Below are 18,013 nucleotides of genomic sequence, written 5' to 3' on the forward strand. Positions count from 1 at the left end.
ACGCACGGGCCGACAGGTGCGGGTCCGGGCCGACAGGTCCACCCCGCGGGCCCGGTGGAGGGGCGCGCCGGCCGCGCAGGGCGTCCGGGCGCGGAATGTGCCCGGGTCGGTCGTTGTTGGCGACAACCATGCCCCTCGACGACTCGCGCCGTGTCTCCGTGCTCCTCGGGCTCCTCTTCGGCCTGGCCGGCATGGGGTCGGCCTCGGCGGCCATCGCGCTGCCCGCGATCGGCGCGGAGTTCGGCACGAGCGTGGGCGGCGCGACCTGGGTGATCAGTCTCTACGCGCTGATGCTCGCGGTGACCACTGCGGTCTACGGCCGCGTCTCCGACCTCGTCGGGGTCAAGCTGCCGCTCGTCATCGGCATCGGCCTGATGACCAGTGGCGCGCTGGTCGCGGCCTTCGCGCCCTCCTTCGGCGTGCTGCTGGCCGCTCGGCTCTTCCAGGGCGCGGGCGCGGCGGCGGTGCCGACCCTGGGCGTGGCCATCCTCAGCGCGCGGTACGACGGGGCCGTGCGCGGTCTGGCCCTGGGTCGCCTCGCCGGCGTGGCGGCGGCGGTCAGCTGTCTCGGGCCGCTCCTCGGGGGCCTCGTGGAGCACGCCTTCGGGTGGCGCGCGGTGATGGCGATCCCGATCCTGGGCGTCGCCGTGATCCCCTTCCTGTGGCGCGCCCTGGTGGGGGAGGGCACGGGCGCGAGCCTGGACGTCCTCGGAGCCGTGCTGGTCGCGGTGACCGCGGCCGGGCTGGTGCTGCTCGTGCAGTCGCCGTCGACCGGCGTGGTGGTGGCCCTGGTGGGCCTGCTGCTGCTCGTGCTCGGCGCTCCGCTGGCGACGCTGCGGGTGCGGCGGCGGCCCCACGGGTTCCTGCCGCTGGCCGTGGTGCGCAATCCCGCCGTCGTGCGCAGCGCGGTGGCCGCGGCCGCGGTGCCGGCGGCGTGGTTCGGCCAGCTCATCGCGGTGCCGGCCGTGCTGGTGGCCGAGGGCTGGGAGCCCTGGCAGGTCGGACTGCTCCTCGTGCCGAGCGCCGTGCTGGCGCTCGCCGTGCCGCGGGTGGCCGGCCCGCTCATCAGCGGCATCGGCCCGACCGCCTGCCTGGCCATCTCCGGGGCCGTCGCCTCGGTGGCCCTGCTCGTCGCGGGCGTCGGGGCGATCCTCGACGTGCCGGCCGTGCTGGGCGGGGCCGTGGTGCTGGTGACCTTCGCCTTCGGCCTCGGTCAGCCCTCGCTCAGCGCCGCGGTCGGCGACGCCGTCGACGCCGACGTGCGCGGCGTCGCGCTCGGTGTGGCCACCCTGGTCTTCATGACCGGCGGCTCGGTCGGCTCCGCCGTGGTCGGCGGCCTCGGCGACGTGATCGGCATCGGCCCCAGCCTCGCCGTGCTCGCGCTGCTGCCGCTGGCCGGTCTGCTGGTGCTCGCCCCGGCGCTGCGCGGCTCCCGGTCGTCGCGGCGCGTGGAGCCGGCGTACGCCGAGGTGGAGTGAGGGCGGGGCCGCTCAGGCCGGCTCGACGAGAGCCTCGCTGAGCGCGCTCAGCTCGGAGCCGTCGAGTCCGTGGCCGAGCAGGTAGGCCCGCGCGCCGCCGTGGCGCTCCTCCAGCGTGGACAGGAAGGCCCACATGGTCTCGGGTGTCGACCCGAGCGCCTCCTGCGGCACCGCGGCGATCCGGTCGCCGTACGCCGGCAGCCGGGTCAGCTGCTCGCGCAGCCCCGCGATGGCCTGCGCCGTGCGGGCGTAGTCGGCCACCAGGTCGTCGGCGGTCACGCCGACCGCGCGCAGCAGGACGGCCACGGTCACCCCCGTGCGGTCCTTGCCCGCGGAGCAGTGCGCGAGCAGGGGGCGGTTGGCCGGGTCGGCGAGCAGCCGGGCCACGGTGACGATGCGGTCGCCGGAGGCGTCGAGGTAGCGGGCGTAGTGGGCGGCGACCCAGTCGCTGCGGTGGGAGGCGGTGAAGTCCCAGGCCACGTCGGCGGCGTGGATCTCGACGTGCTCGGCGCGTCGCTCGCGCTCGCGCAGCGCGGCGCTGGTCTCCTCGGCCACCTCGCGCGGCCCGCGCAGGTCCACGCGGCAGCGCACGCCGAGGCCGTCGTCGCCGACGAGGACCTCGGCCTGGGCGGCGTCGAGGAAGGCCACCGTGCCGCTGCGGTAGAGCACGCCGTGGCGCGTGCGCCCGCCGTCGTCGGTGCGCAGGCCGCCCACGTCACGCAGGTTGTGCAGGTCGGGGAGGTCGGCGGGCGGACCGGCGGGGGCGGCCAGGGGGTCGTGGGTCACGGAGCAAGCCTGCCTCGGTGCCGGGTGGTTCACGCGGCCGGCACCGCAGGGCAGGCGCCCAGCGTGGTCGTGGTGAGCATCAGGGGACCGAGCGCGGCCCACGCGTCGCCGTAGTACGTCGGCGCCGCCTCGGCGGCCGTGTCCGCGGCCGCCAGCGCCGCGCGCGCGGCGGCGGGGTCGCCCGACGCGGCGTCGGCCCCGGCGCGGGCCACCAGCATCACCGGGCTGGTGAATCGCGACAGCGGCTCGCCCGACAGCGCCAGCACGTCGACGTCCAGCTCGGGGCCCAGCCGGTCGGCGGCCCGTGCGGCGATGGCGCGGTCGTCCGGGTCGCACGACTCGGCGTGACGGGCCAGCACGCGCGCTGCGTCGTAGCCGAACTGCGGCCCTCCTCCGCTCGGGGAGCCGGTCGCCCGGACCGACCCGTCGGAGGACACCTCGGCCCAGTCCGGCGGCAGGCGACCACCGAACGTCAGGCCCTCCAGGGCCGCTCGCGACCCGGCGGTCAGCTCCTCCCAGCGGGGGTCGTCGGAGGCCGCGTCGAGCAGACCGGTGGCGACGGGCGAGACGTAGCTGGGGTTGAAGACGTACGGCGAGCGCTGGGTGGCCCACGGTCCGGCGACCAGGACGAGGCCCGCCGGGGTGCGGACGGTCTCGTGGTCGAGCAGCGCCGTGCCCAGCCTCAGCCCCGCCTCGGTGTAGTCGGCCTCCTCGAAGGTCCGGCCCGCGGTGACGAGGGCCCGTGCGGCGTCGAGGTCGGCGTCGGCGGCCGGGGACGCGTCGACCACCGCTCCGTCGGCCCACCGCCAGCTGAGCAGGCCCTCGGCGGTCATCAGCTCCTCGCGCGTCCAGTCCCACACCCGGTCGAACGTGACGCGGTCGCCGGTGGCGACCGCGAGCAGCATGGCGTAGGCCTGGCCCTCGCTGACGGTGTCGCCGCCCTGGTCGGTGCGCGCGACCCGGCCGTCCGGCTCGACGTAGGTCTCCAGGAAGGCCCGGGCGTCGACGTCGGCGCGTGGTCCCTCCGGCCCCCTCTCGTTGCCGGTGGGGCGCAGGGCGAGGACGAGCGTCGTGGTGACCAGCGCGACCACGAGCGCTGCGGCGCAGCAGGCACCGAGCAGGCGCAGGGCCCGTCGTCGAGCGGAGCGCGGGGGCTCCGGCGCCGTGGCCCCGCCGTCCATCAGGCGCGCTCGGTGGCGAAGACGATGAGGTTGTCCTGGTAGCCGCCCGCGTCGGCGACGTAGGCGCCGTCGCAGGTGATCAGCCGCAGCTGCGCGTCGGGGGTCTGGCCGTAGACGGCGCGGGTGGGGAAGGCGTCCTTGGGGGCGGTGGCGAGCCGGTCGACGGTGAAGCTGGTGGTGGTGCCGTCGTCGCCCAGCACCTCGACCAGGTCGCCGGGACGCAGCGCCTCGAGCCCGGTGAACACCGCGGGCCCGGTGGGGGAGTCGACGTGCCCCGCGATCACGGCGGGGCCGGTCTCGCCGGGCCGCGGGCCGGCGGCGTACCAGCCCGCCACCTGCCAGCGCGGCGGGCGCTCCAGGGTGCCGTCGGCGAGCACGGCGAGGTCGTCGAGGCGCGAGACGATCCCCAGGCGCGGCACCCGCACCTCCACCGGTCGCGCCGCCGTGGCCCCCTGCACCGGGATCGTCGAGGCACCCGACGACGGCGCGGAGGAGCCCGACGGGGCGGTCGGGGCGGTCGGGTCGGCGGCAGCGGAGGGCGCGGCAGCGGCCGGCGAGGACGCCGCCTGCGGTCCCTCCCCGGCTCGTACGGCGACCAGCGCCGCGACGCCCGCGACGACGAGCAGCGTCACCGCGGCGGCGCGGCGTGCGACGGGGCGGGAGCTCACAGGTCGGCCTCGGGGTCGGCGGTGCGGGGGGCGGGCGCCGGTCGGGGGACCGGCGGGGTCGGTCAGGCGGTGGCGCGTCCGCGGCGCAGCAGCACGAGGCCGCCCAGCGCGGCGAGGGCGGCCAGGACGCCCGCGGCGGGCGCGGTCAGGTCGGTCCGGGCGCCTGCGGTGGGGGCGAGGCCACCGGCGCCGGTGTCGACGCCGCCGGAGGGCATGGTGGCCGCGCTGCCGCTGTCCTGGAGGGCCTTGATCTCGACGCCGCCGTCGGCCCCGTCGACGACCAGGAGGGTGTAGACGCCGCCGGCCTTGACCGCGACCTTGCCGGTGGTGGGCATGTCGGAGCCGGAGGCGACGTCGACCTGCCAGGTCTGCGCCGCGACGTTGGCGTAGGGCGTGGAGCCGCCGGTGGCGACGTCCTCGGCGATGACCGGGCCGCCGACGACGGCCGCGGAGACGGGACCGTTGTCGCCGACGCCGGAGACCAGCCTGACCTTGGCCTGCCCGGCGGGCGGCGGGGTGAGGTCGTCGTCGATGACCTCGGTGCGCAGCGACTCGCCGCGGCCGGTGGCGACGACGGTGGCCGCCGAGCCCGGGTCGACCTCGACGAGCCGGGCCACCATGGGCTTGGCCGAGAGCGGCTGGCCGGCCTCGCGGAAGGCGATGCGGTAGCGGCCGGCCGGGAGGCGCTGGAAGTCGGAGACCTCGCCGTAGGGGACGTCGGTGAGGTTGAGCCGGCTGCCGTCGTCGAGGGGCAGCACCCGCACGTCGGCGTCGCCGGTGCCGGGGCTGAGGTGGCCCAGGCGCAGCCAGCCGGTGGTGGCGGGGGCCTTGGCGGCCGGGCCGTTGCCCGCCGTCGAGGGGGCGGCGGTGGCGCTCGGCGCCAGCGTGGTGGCCGCGACGGCTCCGAGGGCCAGCGCGGCCAGGACGGTCCGGGCCGGGGTGGTTCGGGCGGTGCGGGGACGGCGGTGCGGGCTCACGGGTGCTCCTCGAGCGTTGGCTGACGGTCGTGCGGCGTCGAGACGTCGAGGAGTCGGTGCAGCTGGTCCCCCCGGCCCGGCCTGGCGGCGACCGCGCGCGCCCGGGAAGGGTCGGCGCGGTGGTCACCAGGCACCACGGTACGTGACATACCCCGTACTCGCGCTCTTCATGCCTGCCGGACGGCCGAGGGCCCGCCCCGTCGTGAGACGGAGGCGGGCCCTCGGGGGTGGAGCGGGGTGGCGCGGGTGCCTACTTGCTGGCCTTGCGGGCGCGGCTGGCGATCTTCGCGCGCTCGCCGGCGTCGAGGATCACCTTGCGGATGCGGACCATCTCGGGGGTCACCTCGACGCACTCGTCGTCGCGGCAGAACTCCAGGCTCTGCTCCAGCGACAGCTTCTTGGCCGGGATCAGCTTCTCGAAGTTGTCGGAGGTGGCGGAGCGGATGTTGGTCTGCTGCTTCTCCTTGGTGATGTTGACGTCCATGTCGTCGGCGCGGGAGTTCTCGCCGACGATCATGCCCTCGTAGACCTCGGTGGTCGGCTCGAGGAACATCACGCCGCGCTCCTGCAGCGAGGTCATGGCGTAGGCCGTCGCGGCGCCCTTGCGGTCGGCGACGAGCGAGCCGTTGTTGCGCGAGCGGATCTCGCCGGCCCACGGCTCGTAGCCCTCGGAGATGTGGTGGGCGATGCCGGTGCCGCGGGTGTCGGTGAGGAACTCGGTGCGGAAGCCGATCAGGCCGCGGGCCGGCACGAGGAACTCCATGCGGACCCAGCCGGTGCCGTGGTTGGTCATCTGCTCCATGCGGCCCTTGCGGGAGGCGAGCAGCTCGGTGATCGTGCCGAGGTACTCCTCCGGGGCGTCGATGGTCAGGCGCTCGACGGGCTCGTGGACCTTGCCGTCGACCTCCTTGGTGACCACCTGCGGCTTGCCGACGGTGAGCTCGAAGCCCTCGCGGCGCATCTGCTCGACCAGGATGGCCAGCGCCAGCTCGCCGCGGCCCTGCACCTCCCACGCGTCGGGGCGCTCGGTGGGCAGGACGCGCAGCGACACGTTGCCGATGAGCTCGGAGTCGAGGCGGTCCTTGACCAGGCGGGCGGTGACCTTGGCGCCCTTGACCCGCCCGACCAGCGGCGAGGTGTTGGTGCCGATGGTCATCGAGATGGCGGGCTCGTCGACGTGGATGAGCGGCAGCGCGACCGGGTTCTCGGGGTCGGCGAGGGTCTCGCCGATGGTGATGTCGGGGATGCCGGCGATGGCGACGATGTCGCCCGGCCCGGCGGACTCGCCCGGCTTGCGCTCGAGGCCCTCGGTGACCAGCAGCTCGGTGATGCGGACGTTCTTGGTCTCGCCGTCGCGCTTCATCCAGGCGACGGTCTGGCCCTTCTTCAGGGTGCCCTCGTGCACGCGCACGAGAGCCAGGCGGCCCAGGAACGGCGAGGAGTCGAGGTTGGTGACGTGGGCCTGGAGCGGCGCGCCCTCGGTGTAGGTCGGGGCGGGGATCGTCTCGAGGATCGTCTTGAAGAGCGGCTCGAGGTCGGGGGAGTCGGGCAGCTCGCCGTTGGCGGGCTGGTCGAGACCGGCGACGCCGGCGCGGCCCGAGGCGTAGACGACCGGGAAGTCGAGCGCGTCCTGGCTGTGGCTGTCGTCGAGCAGGTCCATGAAGAGCTCGTAGGTCTCGTCGACGACCTCGGCGATGCGGGCGTCGCCGCGGTCGGTCTTGTTGACGACCAGGATCACCGGCATGTCGGCGTTGAGCGCCTTGCGCAGCACGAAGCGGGTCTGCGGCAGCGGGCCCTCCGAGGCGTCGACCAGCAGCACGATGCCGTCGACCATGGACAGGCCGCGCTCGACCTCGCCGCCGAAGTCGGCGTGGCCCGGGGTGTCGATGATGTTGATCGTCATCGGCTTGCCGTCGGCCGCGGGGCCGGCGTAGTGGACCGCGGTGTTCTTCGCGAGGATCGTGATGCCCTTCTCGCGCTCCAGGTCACCGGAGTCCATGACGCGCTCGGCGACGCTCTCGGCCTGGTGGGCGGTGAAGGCGCCGGCCTGGCGCAGCATGGCGTCGACGAGGGTCGTCTTGCCGTGGTCGACGTGCGCGACGATGGCGACGTTGCGCAGGTCGTTGCGGGTGGTGTTTCCAGACATTCGGTGCGTCGTCACTTCCGGTGGGAGTCGAGGGGCCCCGATGGAGCCTCCTCGATTCTAGGGCCGCGAGGGGTCCCCGCCCCCATCGGCGGCGGGGGCTGTGAGGTGCGCGACGACGTCGGCGGGCTCCAGCCGGGCGTACGCCGCCGTCGCGGCGGCCATCGCCCCGTCGGCCGCGAAGCGGCCCTCGTGGCGCCCCGCGGCGTCGCTCCACGACCAGCCCCAGACCCCGCCGCCGCGGGCCACCTCGACCCGGGTGTCGCGCGTCGGCGCAGGCGGCGGGGCCGGCTCCAGGCCACGCTGCTCGCGCCAGGTCGCGCCCAGCAGGGCCGCGAGCGTCGCGGCCAGGGCACGTCGCGCGGTCGGTCCCCCGGCCCCGGCCCCGGCGTCCGGCCGGGTGGCGACCGCGGCGACCGGGCGCTCGAGGCCGTCGGCGTCGAGGCGGGAGACCGCACCGCCCTGGCGGTCGCAGCGCACGACGTACGACGACCCGGCGGCGTCCTCGACCCGCGCGTGGCCCGGGCCGTGGGCGAGCACCGTCGCACCGACGGCGGCCAGGGCCTCCACGACGTCGGCGTCGAGCAGCCGGGCGGCACCGTCGACCGTGCCGAGCTCCCGCTCCTCGGCCTCCCAGCGACGCCGCCACCCGTCGCCGGCACCGCCGGCGAGGGCGGCGCGGTCCGGCAGTCGGCCCAGGGCGAGCTCCTCCAGCAGCAGCGACCCGTCGACGCCGGGCCACGGCTCGAGGCGGACCCGCGGGGGGTCGAGCTCGGCCACGGTGCGCTCGGGGTCGCGGAGCACCCGCGTGCCCGTGGTCGCGCTGTGCATCCCCAGCCAGTCGCCGCCGTGGCGCAGCAGCAGGACCACGTCGGCGCCGCCCGCGGCGACCGGCGGCACGACCGCGGGCACGACCTGGGGGAGCAGCGCCGCCAGCGTCGTCGCCGCCGGCACCTCCACGGTGTGCTCGGCAGCGGGCTCGGCAGCGGACTCGGCAGCGGACTCGGCGGCGGGCTCGCCCGCTGCGGCGCCGGCCACCGGGTCGCCGACCACCGTCACCCGCACCGGGGCGCCCTCGCGACCCGCTGCGCCGCGACGTCCCCCGGTCCTGGGCCCGGTCCTGCCGCCGGTCCCGCCTGCCCTCCTCCTCGCTGCCACCGCCCCATCGTCGCCCACGACACCCCACGACACCCAGCACCCCACGGCGTCCGTGACGCTCCCGGTCGCGTGATCGCCCCGCCTAGGCTGGCGCCATGCCGAACATCGCCACCACCGACCGGGTCGACCGCGAGCAGCTGCTCGACTTCGTGCGCACCCGCCACCACCTGACGCTGATGACGACCAAGTCCGACGGCCGGCCGCAGATCTCGCCGGTCACCGGGGGCGTCGACGCCGAGGGCCGCATCGTCATCTCGACCTACCCCTCGCGCGCCAAGGCCACCAACCTGCGCCGCAACCCCGCCGCGACGGTGCTGGTGCACTCCGACGACTGGGACGGGCCGTGGGTGCAGGTCGACGGCACCGCCGAGGTGCTCGACATGCCCAGCCAGGAGGCCGAGGACGGCCTGGTCGAGTACTTCCGCTGCATCGCCGGCGAGCACTCCGACTGGGAGGAGTACCGGGAGGCGATGCGCCGTCAGGGCAAGTCGCTGCTGCGCATCACCGTGACGGGCTGGGGCCCGGTCGCCACGGGCGGCTTCCCGCCCGACCGCGTGCCCTCCTGACCTGCTCCGCGGAGCCGGCGCGGGCCCGCGCTCAGGACGCCGGCGCGGGCTCGGGCCCGAAGTCCTGCCGCTCGCACTCCGCGACGCCGCGGCACCAGCGCAGCGCGCGGTAGCGCCGCTCCAGCTCCTCACGCACCGCGGCGTACGCCGGGTCGCGCACCTGGCCGTCGGGCCCGACGAGGTTGCTCTCCTGGAAGGGGTCGAGCTCGCGGTCGTAGAGCTCCTCCGCGCCGTCCCACCACCGCACCCACGTGAAGCGGGGCGTGCGGACCCCGCGGAAGGACCAGCCGAAGGCCCGCAGCTCGCGGCGCCCGGAGGTGCCGGCCTGGATGAGGCTGGTGGCGCCCAGTGAGCCGCCCCGCAGCGCGGGCAGCAGCGACTCGCCGTCGGTGTGCCCGGCGGAGCGCACGTCGCCGAGCACCCCGGCCAGGTCGAGGAAGGTGGGGGCCAGGTCGACGATGGTGGCCGTCTCCGTGCTCGTCGTGCCGCCCGGCACGCCCGGACCGCGCAGCACGAAGGGGACCTGGAGGTCCTCCTCGTAGGGGTAGTTCTTGCCGTAGATGCGGTGCTGGCCGGTGAGGAAGCCGTTGTCGGAGACGTAGACGACCACGGTGTCGTCGAGCTCCCCGGCGCGGTCGAGGGCCTCGATGACGGCCGCGTTGGCCTCGTCGACGGCCTGCAGGCTGCGCAGCCGGTCGCGGTACCACTCGGTGCGCACCGGCACGCCGTCGCGGCCGCGGCGCACGGCGGGAGGCTTGTCGGAGGTGTCGGGCTCGTCGAAGGACGGGTCGTCGGCGCTGGGCAGCCCGACGTCGGAGAAGAGGCCGCGGTGGCGCTCGGCCGGCACGGGCGGGCCCCACGTGCCGTCGCTCTCGGTGGCGTCGTGGGGGCCCACGTGGGAGGCCCAGACGAAGAACGGCCGGTCGCCGGCCGACCAGCGCTCGACCAGGTCGACGGCCTGGTCGCGCACCACGTCGGCGACGTAGCCGTCGTAGGTGCGCGGGCGCCCGTCGTCGTAGAAGCGCGTGCCGTAGTAGCGGTAGGTGTCGGCGATCGTCGGGCTCCAGTAGTCCCAGCCGCGCATCCGGCGCGAGCCCGTGGTGTAGGAGTTCAGCGTCTTGCCGACGAACCCGGTGCGGTAGCCGGCGTCGTGCAGCCAGGCCGCGAGGTTCTGCTCGGTGTTGTGGCGGGCGAAGGCCTGGTAGCCGCCGTAGGCCCCGCGGTTGTGGCGCACGCCGTTGTTCTGGGCGTACTCCCCGGTGAGGATCTCCGCGCGCGCCGGGCAGCACAGCGGGTGGGGGCTGATCGCGTCGGTGAACTCCGTGCCCGCCTCGGCGAGCAGGCTCCGCGTCAGCGGCATGTGCTCCAGCTCGGTGTCGGTCTGGTCGTCGGAGCTGAGCAGGACGATGTTGGGGCGGGTGCCCCGGGCGTCGGCGACGTCGGTGACCGCGGTGCCCGTGGCCGGGTCGCCGTCGGCGCGCTCCGGGGCCTCACGGCACGACACCAGCCCGCCCACCACGAGCAGCCCGGCGAGCGCCCCGGCGAGCGCGCGGACGAGCGCCTGGCGGCGGCTCGGGGCACCGGGTGGTGTGCTCACGTCGGACTCCGTGGGGAAGGGCGGGGACCGGACGAGGGGACCGGCTGGCCGGCAAGTAAACCCGGACCCGCCCCCGTCGCGGGAATCCTGCTGGCCCCGCACCGGGCGACGTGGGCCGGGCGACGTGGGCCGGGCGACGTGGGCCTTGTCACTGTCGGCGGCGTGGGCTTCGCTGGGACGATGACTCTCGGGACCTCCTCCGCCCCCCGGCCGCGCGCCGGTCGTCGCTGCGGCTTCGTGCCGCCCTACCTGCTGCGCCGGCTCGGCCGGGAGCAGACGTTGTCGCTCGACGCCGGCTTCCGCGCGGCGCGCCCGGGCCCGGCGTCGGCGCCGCCGCCGCTCGCCGCGCGCGCCACCCCGGCCTGGACCGTGCACGACGCCGGGGCCACGACCACGCTTCCGGGCCGTCCGGTGCGGCGCGCGGGCGAGGGCGCGACCGGCGACCCCGCGGTCGACGAGGCCGCCACGGGCATCGCGGCCTCGCTGGCGCTCTTCGCCGACGTCTACGACCGCGACTCCTACGACGACGCCGGCGCGCCGGTGAGCCTGACGGTCCACTACGGCCGCGACTACGCCAACGCGTTCTGGGACGGCACGCAGCTGGTCTTCGGCGACGGCGACGGCGAGGTCTTCGGTCGCTTCACCGCCGCGGTCGACGTGCTCGCCCACGAGCTGGCCCACGCGGTCACCGAGCGCAGCGCGGGGCTGGTCTACCAGGGGCAGTCGGGTGCCCTCAACGAGTCGGTCTCCGACGTCTTCGCCGCCTGCCTCGCGCAGCGCCTGCTCGGTCAGTCGCCTCAGGAGGCCGACTGGCTGATCGGGGCCGACATCTTCCTGCCCGGGGTGGCCGCGCGCGGCCTGCGCGACATGCGCGCGCCGGGCACGGCCTACGACGACCCGCGCCTGGGCACCGACCCCCAGCCCGGCCACCTCGACGACTACGTCGAGACCAGCGAGGACAACGGCGGGGTCCACCTCAACTCCGGCATCCCCAACCGCGCCTTCCAGCTCGCCGCGGTCGCGGTCGGCGGCTCGAGCGCCGAGGGTGCCGGCGCGATCTGGTACGCCGCGCTCACCGGCGGCCGGGTCGGTCCGCGCACCGACTTCGCCGGCTTCGCGGCCGCGACGGTCGCTGCGGCCGGGGTGCACGCCGACGCCGTCGGCGCGGCGTGGGAGGAGGTCGGGGTGACGCCGCGGGCCGGTGGCGGCCGCGCGGGGGAGGACGGTGCGGTCGGTCGCGGCGCCGACCCGGGCCGTCGGCTGACGGTGCGGCGCACGGGCGGCTTCGCCGGCCTGCGCGCCGAGGCCGACCTCGACCTCGACGCCGACGACGACCCGCGCGCGGCCGAGGCGCGCTCGCTGCTCGAGCGCGTCGACCTCGCGGCGGCCGCCGCGCGCGCGGTGGAGCCGGGCGGCGCCGACCGCTTCGTCTACGACGTCGACGTGGCCGGCACGCACGTGCGGGTGCCCGAGCAGGCCCTCGGCGCCGACCTCGCGCGGCTGGTGGAGGTCGTGCTGCGGCCCCCGCAGGACCCCGCCTGAGCCGCGACCAGCCGGATCAGCCCGGCCGGATCAGCCCAGGGCGCGGTCGAGGGCGGCCTCGACGTGCAGCGTGGTGCTGGGGAAGACCGGGAGCTCGGAGTCGGCCTGGCGCACGAGCAGCTCCAGCTCGGTGCAGCCGAGCACGACGCCGCCGGCGCCGGCGTCCCAGAGCTGGGAGATCAGGTCGACCACGAAGCGGCGAGAGGAGTCCTCGACGCGCCCGTGGACGAGCTCCTCGTAGATGATCCGGTTCAGCTCGGCGTGGTGCTCGGTGGCGGGCACGTGCACGGTCAGCCCGTCGTCGGCGAGGCGGTCGGTGAAGAAGCTGCGCTCCATGGTGAAGGTCGTGCCGAGGAAGCCCACCTCGGAGACCTTGCGCGCCAGGCAGGCCTCGGCCACGACGTCGGCGAGGTGCAGCAGCGGCACGTCGACCGCGGCGGCGACCTCGTCGGCGACGCGGTGGAAGGTCGTCGTGCACAGCAGCAGCACGTCGGCCCCGGCCCGCTCCAGGCCCTGGGCGGCGGCCACCAGCACCGCGGCGACCTCGTCCCAGCGCTCCTGGGCCTGCAGCGTCGTGAGCTCGGCGAAGTCGAGGGAGGAGAGCACGACCTTGGCCGAGGAGAGCCCGCCCAGGCGCTGGGCCACGCCCAGGTTGAGCGCCTTGTAGTAGGCCGCGCTGCTCTCCCAGCTCATGCCGCCGACGAGTCCGATGGTCTGCATGCGGGTCAGTGTGACAGTCGGTGCATCAGCGCGTCAGCCGATGCGGTGGACCTTGTGCTGCGCGGCCTGGGCGCGGGGGCGGATGACCAGCTGGTCGATGTTGACGTGCGCCGGTCGGGTCACCATCCACACGATGGCGTCGGCGACGTCGTCGGCGACCAGGGGGTCGGGGACCCCGGCGTACACCGCGTCGGCCTTCTCCTGGTCGCCGTCGAAGCGGACCAGGGAGAACTCGTCGGTGCGGACCATGCCGGGGGCGATCTCGCACACCCGCACCGGCTGGTCGAAGAGCTCCAGGCGCAGGGTCTCGGTCACGACCTGGGTGCCGTGCTTGGCGGCGGTGTAGCCGGCACCGCCCTCGTAGGCCACCCGCCCGGCGGTGGAGCCGACGTTGAGGACCACCCCCGCGCCGCTGGCCAGCAGGGCCGGCAGCAGGGCGCGGGTGACCTGCATGAGGCCGATGACGTTGACCTCGTACATCCGGCGCCACTCCTCGGCGTCGGCCTGGGCCACGGGGGCGGAGCCGAAGGCCCCGCCGGCGTTGTTGACCAGCACGTCGAGACGCCCGCCGACGAGCTCGGCCAGCCCGGCGACCGACGCCTCGTCGGTGACGTCGCAGACCGCGGCCACCCCGTCGATCTCAGCGGCGAGCTCCTCGACCCGCTCGGCGCGCCGGGCCGCGCAGACCACGCGGTAGCCCGCGGCGGCGAGCTGGCGCGCGGTGGCCGCGCCGATCCCGCTGCTGGCGCCGGTGACCACGGCGAGCGGACGGTCGGCGGAGCCCGACCCGGGGTCGGTGGTCGGCGAGGTCGAGGGGGTGGAGGGGGCGCTCATGGCTCCATCCTGCCGCGCGGTGCCAGGTGTCCACGACCCGGTCGCCGGGTCGGGAATCCCCGGGCGGGCCGCAGGGTTCTTGTCCGGTGGACCACTCTGGTCCGTGGGCCTCCGCGCGCCGCGGGAGCCCGCAGGTCGGCGCAGGGGCGCCGGCGACGACGCGAGGAAGGGTGGCGCAGCGTGGGAGAGCTCCGCCGGCTGGCCATGATCAGCCTGCACACCTCGCCGCTCGACCAGCCGGGCACCGGCGACGCGGGCGGCATGAACGTCTACGTCATCGAGCTGGCCCGCCGCCTGGCCGCGCGCGGCGTCGAGGTCGACATCTTCACCCGCGCCACGCGGTCCACGCTGCCGCCCGTCGTCGAGGCCGGCGACGGCCTCGTCGTGCGCCACATCCACGCCGGTCCCTTCGAGGGGCTGACCAAGGAGGAGCTGCCGGCGCAGCTGTGCGTCTTCGCCCGCGAGGTGCTGCGGGCCGAGGCCGCCCAGCCCTCGGGGCACTACGACGCCGTGCACTCCCACTACTGGCTCTCCGGCCAGGTCGGCGCCCTGGCCCGCGACCGCTGGGGCGTGCCGCTGGTGCACTCGATGCACACCATGGCCAAGGTGAAGAACGACGCGCTCGCCCTCGGCGACCACCCCGAGCCCGCCGCCCGCGTCATCGGCGAGGAGCAGGTGGTCGAGGCCGCCGACATGCTGGTGGCCAACACCGACCTGGAGGCCAAGCAGCTGATCAACCTCTACGACGCCGACCCCGGCCGCGTGGAGGTCGTCCACCCCGGCGTCGACCTCGACCTCTTCCGGCCCCTCGACCGCGCCCGCACCCGCGACGACCTCGGCCTGGCCCGCGACGCCCACGTGCTGCTGTTCGCCGGGCGCATCCAGCCGCTCAAGGCTCCCGACGTGCTGCTGCGCGCCGTGGCGGTGATGCTCGAGCGCGACCCGGCGCTGCGCCACCGGCTGGTGGTGCCGGTCGTCGGCGGGCCCTCGGGCAGCGGTCTGGACCGCCCCGAGGCCCTGGCGACCCTGGCCCGCGACCTCGGCCTGGTCGGGTCGCCCGGCCGCCGCGACGTGGTGCGCTTCGTGCCGCCGGTCGCCCAGGCCGACCTGGCCCGGTGGTACGCCGCCGCCTCGGTGGTCGCGGTGCCGTCGTACAACGAGTCCTTCGGGCTGGTGGCCGCCGAGGCCCAGGCGGCCGGCACCCCGGTCGTCGCCGCGGCGGTCGGCGGGCTGACCACGGTGGTCGACGACGGTCGCAGCGGCCTGCTGGTCGACGGGCACGACCCACGGGCCTGGGCCGACGCGCTGGCCCGGGTGGTCGGCGACGAGGCCCTCCACGCGCGGCTCGAGGCCGGTGCCGTGGCCCAGGCACGCCGCTTCTCGTGGGAGGCCACCGCCGCCCAGGTGCTCGCGGTCTACGAGCGCGCGCGCACCCGCATGCGAGAGTCGGTGTCATGACCACACGCGACGCGGCCGCCGCGACCGTCCGGGCCTGGCTGAGCAGCAACGACCTCGAGGTGGAGGAGTCGGCCGAGGGCGTCTTCTCCTTCTCGCTGCCCGGCGAGAAGAAGCTCCAGACCCCCGTGCGCCTCGACATCGGCGCCCACGCCCTGGGGGTGCACGCCTTCGTGTGCCGCAACCCCGACGAGAACCACGAGCGCGTCTGGCGCTGGCTGCTGGAGAAGAACCTGCGGATGTACGCCGTGTCCTTCGCCGTGGACCGGCTCGGCGACATCTACCTCGACGGCCGTCTCCCGCTGCGCTCGGTCGACGAGACCGAGCTCGACCGGCTGCTCGGCTCGGTCCTGACCTACGCCGACGAGTCCTTCAACGCCATCCTCGAGCTCGGCTTCGCCTCCTCCATCCGCAAGGAGTGGGAGTGGCGCAAGCTGCGTGGGGAGTCCACCGCCAACCTCGAGGCCTTCCGCGGCTGGCTCGAGAGCGACCACGAGCCGGTCTCGGAGAACTGAGACCGGCCGGCTAGGCCCCGAGCAGCCCCTGAGCGCCCCCGCCGGCCCGCCAGCGGTCCAACCACGCGGCGACCTCGCCGGGCGGCAGCGGCGCAGCCACCAGGAAGCCCTGGAGCCGGTCGCAGCCGAGATCGCGCAGGCGGGGCACCACGCCGGGGTCCTCCACCCCCTCGGCCACCACGGCGAGGTCGAGGGCATGGGCGGCGCCCACGGTGGCGGCCACGAGGCGTGCCGCGGCCGGGTCGGTCGCGACGGCACGGGTCAGGGCCGGGTCGAGCTTGAGCTCGCGCACGCCCGCGTAGCCGGCCAGCGGGGCCAGCGAGGCCGCCCCGGCGCCGAACTCGTGGATGCTCACCCCGACCCCGAGGGCGTCGAGGGCGGCGAACAGCGCCTGCACCGCCGGGCGCGGGTGGGGCGCCGGCTCGGCGATCTCGAGCAGCAGGCACTCCGGCGGGGCCGGCGACGCGGCCAGGAGCGACGCGACGTCGTCGACGAAGCCGTCGACGAGCAGGTCGCGCGCGGCGACGTTGACCGACACCGTGGGCGCGTCGGTGGCCAGGTCGGTGAGCGGGTCGGCGGGCCGGGCGGCGGCCGCCAGCACCGCGTGGTCGGTGAGGGCCCGGGCCACGGCGTGCAGCGTCAGCGCCGTGAGGGCGCCCTCGGCCCGCGCCACCGGCAGGACGTCGCGGGGCAGGAGCCGCCCGCGACGGGGGTGGCTCCAGCGCAGCAGCGCCTCGTAGCCGCTCACGGTGCCGTCCCACCCGACCTGCGGCTGGTGGTGCAGGCCCAGGGCCTCGGAGCCGTCGCGGCGCTCGAGGGCCGCGCGCAGGTCGGCGCCGAGCGTGGGGTCCGCGGCGGCCTCCTCGCGCGCAGGCGCGCCCGGGCGGGCCTTGTCGGCGTACATCGCCCGGTCGGCCACGCGCATCAGCTCGACGAGGTCGTGCCCGTCGCGGCCCTCGAGAGCGACGCCGACGGAGGCGCCGACCCGCAGTCCCACCCCGTCGACCCGCACGGGCGGGGCGAGGGACCGGCGCACCGCACCGGCCAGCGAGGAGCCGTCGTCGCCGGGCGGAAGGGCGGCGGAGAGCACGAGGAACTCGTCGCCCCCGAGGCGCGCGACCAGGGCCCCGGGCCGCGCCGCGCGCTCGAGCCGGGCCGCGACCTCGACCAGCACGGCGTCGCCGGCGGCGTGCCCGAGCGTGTCGTTGACGTGCTTGAAGTGGTCGAGGTCGACGATCAGGACGGCCCGGCGGGTCGGGTCGCCGTGCCGCCCCCCGGTCAGGAGACGCCGGGCGCGCCGCTCCAGCCGCGCGCGGTCGGCCAGCCCGGTCAGCGCGTCGGTGCCCGCGCGGCCGACCCGACGGGTCACGGCCCCGCGACCGTGCGCCGCGCCCGGGGCTGCGGCCGGCGCCGGGCCACCGCGACGCCGACGAGGGCCAGCGCGCCGCCGGCGTAGGCGATGGTCGGCGGGGTCTCGTCGAGCAGCAGCAGGCCGAGCACGATGGTGATCGGCGGCACGAGGTAGGTGGTGACGCCGAGGTTGCCCGCGCTCATCCGCGACAGCGCGTAGGCGTAGGTGGTGAAGGCGATGGCCGTGGGGAAGGCGCCCAGGTAGACCACCCAGGCCACCGACGAGGCCGGCGCGGCCGCGGTCTCGGCGACCAGCCGGCCCGCGAAGGGCAGGCACGCGACCGCCCCGATCGTGCAGGCCAGCCACGTCACGTGCACCGCGGGCAGTCGCGCCACCAGGGGCTTCTGCAGCACGAGGCTCACGGCGTAGACGACCGCGGCGAGCAGGCAGAGGAGGACCCCGAGCAGGTCGCGCTCGCCGCTCTCCGAGGTCGACAGCCCGATGAGGGCGACGCCGCCGAAGGCCAGGGCCAGTCCGAGCCCGAGGTAGGGCGTGAACCGCTCGTCCAGGAAGAGCGCGGCCAGGAGCGCGATGAGCACCGGCGACACCTGGATGAGCATGGCCGCCGTGCCGGCGTCGACCCGCTGCTCGCCCTCGTTGAGCGCCACGTTGTAGACGCCGAACCACAGCACCCCGATCACGACCAGCGACACCCACTGCCGTGGCGTCGCCCGCGGCAGGCCCCGGGCCAGCGCGAAGGGCGCCAGGACGAGCGAGCCCACCACCAGCCGCCCCAGCGACAGGGCGCCGGGGGAGAAGTCGGCCCCGAGGTGACGGATCGCCACGAAGGCCGAGGCCCACAGCACCAGGGTCACCCCGACCGCGGCGACCGGCAGCCACGCGGCGGGGGCCGGGACGGCGTCGGAGGTCGGAGAGATGGGCGCCGGGGCCGAGGGACGGGTGGTCACGTGACCACCCTAGGGACGTGCGCCCGGCCCGGTCGCGCGGGTTTCGGACCGCACGGTCGGGGCCGTGCGCACCG

16 protein-coding genes are annotated in these 18,013 nt (G+C 76.1%); 5 read left to right on the forward strand and 11 right to left on the reverse strand.

The features are described 5' to 3' along the window. Positions 1 to 128: 128 nt before the first annotated feature. On the forward strand, positions 129 to 1,478 hold the full coding sequence (locus M3673_RS18080; protein ID WP_251535407.1) for an MFS transporter: 1,350 nt from the start codon (positions 129 to 131) through the stop codon (positions 1,476 to 1,478). A gap of 12 nt (positions 1,479 to 1,490) precedes the next feature. On the opposite strand, the gene M3673_RS18085 is transcribed toward M3673_RS18080, so the two are convergent. From M3673_RS18085 to M3673_RS18110, 6 genes are all read right to left on the reverse strand, one after another. Beyond that, positions 1,491 to 2,264 carry a tyrosine-protein phosphatase gene (locus M3673_RS18085; protein ID WP_251535409.1) on the reverse strand — a complete coding sequence of 258 codons (774 nt, stop codon included), beginning with the start codon at positions 2,262 to 2,264 and terminating at the stop codon, positions 1,491 to 1,493. 29 nt (positions 2,265 to 2,293) lie between these two features. After that, positions 2,294 to 3,445, reverse strand: coding sequence for a glycosyl hydrolase family 8 (locus M3673_RS18090; RefSeq protein ID WP_251535412.1), 1,152 nt, complete (start codon positions 3,443 to 3,445; stop codon positions 2,294 to 2,296). Further along, a complete protein-coding gene (locus tag M3673_RS18095; protein ID WP_251535414.1) occupies positions 3,445 to 4,113 on the reverse strand; it encodes a class F sortase in 669 nt (222 codons plus the stop codon). The genes M3673_RS18090 and M3673_RS18095 overlap by 1 nt, the downstream gene beginning before the upstream one ends. A 62-nt stretch (positions 4,114 to 4,175) precedes the next feature. Beyond that, positions 4,176 to 5,090, reverse strand: coding sequence for a DUF4397 domain-containing protein (locus tag M3673_RS18100; RefSeq protein ID WP_251535417.1), 915 nt, complete (start codon positions 5,088 to 5,090; stop codon positions 4,176 to 4,178). Between the two features lie 250 nt (positions 5,091 to 5,340). Next, complete coding sequence (gene typA / locus M3673_RS18105; RefSeq protein WP_056863463.1) at positions 5,341 to 7,236, reverse strand: translational GTPase TypA; 1,896 nt, start codon at positions 7,234 to 7,236, stop codon at positions 5,341 to 5,343. Between the two features lie 57 nt (positions 7,237 to 7,293). Further along, positions 7,294 to 8,298 carry a hypothetical protein gene (locus tag M3673_RS18110; protein WP_251535419.1) on the reverse strand — a complete coding sequence of 335 codons (1,005 nt, stop codon included), beginning with the start codon at positions 8,296 to 8,298 and terminating at the stop codon, positions 7,294 to 7,296. Positions 8,299 to 8,486: 188 nt separating this feature from the next. Here M3673_RS18110 and M3673_RS18115 point away from each other — a divergent pair, with 188 nt between their 5' ends. Next, a complete protein-coding gene (locus M3673_RS18115; protein WP_056863465.1) occupies positions 8,487 to 8,957 on the forward strand; it encodes a PPOX class F420-dependent oxidoreductase in 471 nt (156 codons plus the stop codon). Positions 8,958 to 8,988: 31 nt separating this feature from the next. Here the strand turns inward: M3673_RS18115 and M3673_RS18120 are convergent, their stop codons facing one another. Then, complete coding sequence (locus M3673_RS18120) at positions 8,989 to 10,554, reverse strand: sulfatase (RefSeq protein ID WP_251535422.1); 1,566 nt, start codon at positions 10,552 to 10,554, stop codon at positions 8,989 to 8,991. Positions 10,555 to 10,734: 180 nt separating this feature from the next. Here M3673_RS18120 and M3673_RS18125 point away from each other — a divergent pair, with 180 nt between their 5' ends. After that, the gene (locus tag M3673_RS18125) at positions 10,735 to 12,096 is read left to right on the forward strand and encodes a protealysin inhibitor emfourin (RefSeq protein WP_251535424.1); all 1,362 of its coding nucleotides are present in this window, start codon (positions 10,735 to 10,737) and stop codon (positions 12,094 to 12,096) included. Between the two features lie 30 nt (positions 12,097 to 12,126). Here M3673_RS18125 and M3673_RS18130 read toward each other — a convergent pair whose 3' ends face one another. Together M3673_RS18130 and M3673_RS18135 are read right to left on the reverse strand one after the other, a co-directional pair. Then, a complete protein-coding gene (locus M3673_RS18130) occupies positions 12,127 to 12,816 on the reverse strand; it encodes an aspartate/glutamate racemase family protein (RefSeq protein ID WP_193666243.1) in 690 nt (229 codons plus the stop codon). 33 nt (positions 12,817 to 12,849) lie between these two features. Next, positions 12,850 to 13,650: an SDR family NAD(P)-dependent oxidoreductase gene (locus tag M3673_RS18135; RefSeq protein WP_251535426.1), complete on the reverse strand. Its 801-nt coding sequence runs from the start codon at positions 13,648 to 13,650 to the stop codon at positions 12,850 to 12,852. A gap of 204 nt (positions 13,651 to 13,854) precedes the next feature. Between M3673_RS18135 and mshA the strand changes: the two genes are divergently transcribed. Together mshA and M3673_RS18145 are read left to right on the forward strand one after the other, a co-directional pair. Continuing rightward, entirely contained in the window at positions 13,855 to 15,108 is a 1,254-nt protein-coding gene (gene mshA, locus M3673_RS18140) for a D-inositol-3-phosphate glycosyltransferase (protein WP_251535552.1), read from the forward strand. After that, positions 15,105 to 15,620 carry a YbjN domain-containing protein gene (locus tag M3673_RS18145; protein ID WP_193666241.1) on the forward strand — a complete coding sequence of 172 codons (516 nt, stop codon included), beginning with the start codon at positions 15,105 to 15,107 and terminating at the stop codon, positions 15,618 to 15,620. Before mshA ends, M3673_RS18145 begins: the two co-directional genes overlap by 4 nt. A gap of 10 nt (positions 15,621 to 15,630) precedes the next feature. Here the strand turns inward: M3673_RS18145 and M3673_RS18150 are convergent, their stop codons facing one another. Continuing rightward, complete coding sequence (locus M3673_RS18150; RefSeq protein ID WP_251535428.1) at positions 15,631 to 16,989, reverse strand: EAL domain-containing protein; 1,359 nt, start codon at positions 16,987 to 16,989, stop codon at positions 15,631 to 15,633. After that, positions 16,986 to 17,939 (reverse strand): DMT family transporter, encoded by a 954-nt coding sequence (locus tag M3673_RS18155; protein ID WP_251535430.1) that lies wholly within the window; start codon positions 17,937 to 17,939, stop codon positions 16,986 to 16,988. The genes M3673_RS18150 and M3673_RS18155 overlap by 4 nt, the downstream gene beginning before the upstream one ends. Between the last annotated feature and the right edge of the window lie 74 nt (positions 17,940 to 18,013).

Source organism: Nocardioides sp. P86 (assembly GCF_023712465.1).
Lineage (GTDB): Bacteria > Actinomycetota > Actinomycetes > Propionibacteriales > Nocardioidaceae > Nocardioides > Nocardioides kribbensis.